Source organism: Gilliamella sp. Fer4-1, from assembly GCF_001690515.1.
GTDB lineage: Bacteria > Pseudomonadota > Gammaproteobacteria > Enterobacterales > Orbaceae > Gilliamella > Gilliamella apicola_C.
This window is the reverse complement of sequence record NZ_LZGZ01000234.1, coordinates 1-2,445: the sequence shown is the minus strand read 5'-3', so window position 1 is coordinate 2,445 and position 2,445 is coordinate 1. Positions and strand designations below refer to the sequence as shown.

Below are 2,445 nucleotides of genomic sequence, written 5' to 3'. Positions count from 1 at the left end.
AATCCACCCAGAAAAAACCTTAATAAAATCAATGGTTTTTCTGACTGTTTTTTTATCAAAACTAAGCTGTTATTAAATTAAAACAGTAAAAACAAAGATCTAATATAATCGTTATTTTTATCATTTTTTGATGCTAAGCCTGTTGATTAATCGGTGATTATTTTGTACTGAGTGTCAATTAGTTGAAAAACAAAATTATCTGGGTTTATTAATGCTATTGTTTTATTTTTTAACAAAAATATAGCTGATAAGTTTTGATGCTTTTGTAAATATTTTCTGCTGTTATCAAGTCCCCATCCATAAAATACCGTTGAGTAAATATCACCTTCTAATGAAGAGTTGGATATTACTGTCACACTGTCTAGTTCATTATCTAATGGATAACCTGTCTTGGGATCTAATATGTGATGATAAAGATGATTGTTTTGTATAAAAAAACGTTCATAAATCCCCGATGTTACAACAGACTTATTTTTAACTTTAATAACTCCTGATAACTTATCATCAGTTGCAAATGGTTTTTTTAGCCCCACATGCCAATAGCTGTTTTCATTGGTTAAAGGGCTACCTAAAGTTAATACGTTACCACCTAAATTAATAATACCTTGATAAACTTGATATTTATGTAAAATTAATTTGGCAACATCGGCAATATACCCCTTAGCAATTGCGCCTAAATCAATTTCCATGCCGAATTTTTTCAAAAAAACAGAACGATTATTTGTATCTAGCTCAATATTATTAGGATCTGTTAACAATAACCGCTGTTTAATCAATTTTGCTGGTGGAACTTGTTGCCCGTTGAAACCAATTTTCCAAAGTTTAACTAAAGGACCAATGGCAAAATTAAAGCAGCTATTGAAATGCAAACTGACTTTTTGTGCTTGTTCAATCAAAGAAAATACCGAGCGACTCACAGTAACAGGGTGACTGCCCGCAGCAAAATTGATTGACATGACTTCTGATATTAACCTATTTACAGTCAACTTATCTTCAAGCAATTTAATGCTGTCAAAAACGGCCTGTGCAACGGTGTCATTAGGCTCTATAAGCGTTAATGACACCGTTGTTCCCATTAAAGTTTGAGTATATTTATAACTCGACCTTAACATACTAAACAAGACCCAAATCGCTACAACTCAATTAACTTTTTATATAATGGGCAGCTTTTTTACCTGCTTGCATACCGAAAATAATGATATCTGCAACCGCATTACCACCTATTCGGTTTGCTCCATGTATTCCCCCCACAACTTCGCCTGCGGCAAAAACACCTTGAATGACATTTTTATTAGCATCTAAAACTTGTGTTTGAGTATTGATAGTCACACCGCCCATAGTATGGTGAACACCTGGGGCAATTTTTATTGCATAAAAAGGTGCTTTTTCTATAGGATGACGTATGCCCGTTGTTCGGCCAAAGTCCTGATCGTGCTTAGTAATGGCAAACTGATTATAGCGCGCTACTGTGTTAGCTAATGTGCGACTATCAATTGATAACTCTTGTGCTAATTCTTCAAGAGTATTTGCTTGAGTGACCAGCTGATTTGAGACATATTCTTCCACCGATTTATTTTCATCACGAACTTGTTGATCAAATAAGATATAAGCATAATGTTCAGGTAAATGAATAATTTCTGCTGATACTTTATCTCGGGTATCAAGCTCATTAACAAATCGTTGGCCTTTTTGCGATACGAGTATCGCCCCACCACCTCGAATAGATTCAGAAATCAAGTAAGACGATGTTTGTTCTACTGTTGGATGAATTTGGATTTCCCCCATATCAACAGTTCCAGCCCCAAGTTTTTCCAATATCATAATGCCAGAACCCGTTGCACCTTTATGATTGGTGGTAACAAAACCTTTAAGATCAGGGCGATATTTTTCAACCATGGCAGTATTAGCACTAAATCCACCTGTTGCGATAATAACGGCCTTAGTTTTTATCACGCGAGTTGAGCCATCTTCTTCGGAAATTTTAACGCCAATGACTTTATTGTTCTCCGTGACAATTTCAGTAACCGCAGTATCTAACATAACTTCAATACCACGCTTATTGATATTTTTAACTAGACCACTAATTAAAAAACCACCAACTGCCGCCCCGCTTTCTGGGCGATGGGTTCGATCGATGCTCATTCCCCCTGTGGTTGTAATACCACTTAATTCAATATCATTATTATCTAACCAATCGATAGCCTCTGGTGCATTTTCAACAAAGTATCGTAATAAGTTAGGATTATTTTTATTTTTTCCACCTGCCATAGTTTCTTTATAAAAAAGCTCTTTACTATCGACAATGCCTTTGAGTCTTTGGAATTTAGTTTCCGCAGCATTCATACCTGCCGAAGCTTTATTAGTATTACCACCAATCACCGGCATTTGCTCAACAATAACAACCTTTGCCCCATGATCATGTGCTTGAATAGCTGAGGCAAGCCC

The 2,445-nt window shown here is 35.7% G+C and carries 2 protein-coding genes; both read right to left on the bottom strand.

The features are described 5' to 3' along the window. Positions 1-146 precede the first annotated feature (146 nt). Positions 147-1,112 (bottom strand): FAD:protein FMN transferase, encoded by a 966-nt coding sequence (locus A9G30_RS08370; RefSeq protein ID WP_065588652.1) that lies wholly within the window; start codon positions 1,110-1,112, stop codon positions 147-149. A gap of 31 nt (positions 1,113-1,143) precedes the next feature. Then, positions 1,144-2,445, bottom strand: a 1,302-nt coding sequence (locus tag A9G30_RS08365) for a flavocytochrome c (RefSeq protein WP_141672046.1), incomplete at its 5' end; no start/stop codon positions are given.

Coding starts and splice junctions, on each gene's coding strand:
- A9G30_RS08370 (WP_065588652.1), bottom strand. CDS start 1,112: ATGTTAAGGTCGAGTTATAAATATACTCAAACTTTAATGGGAACAACG.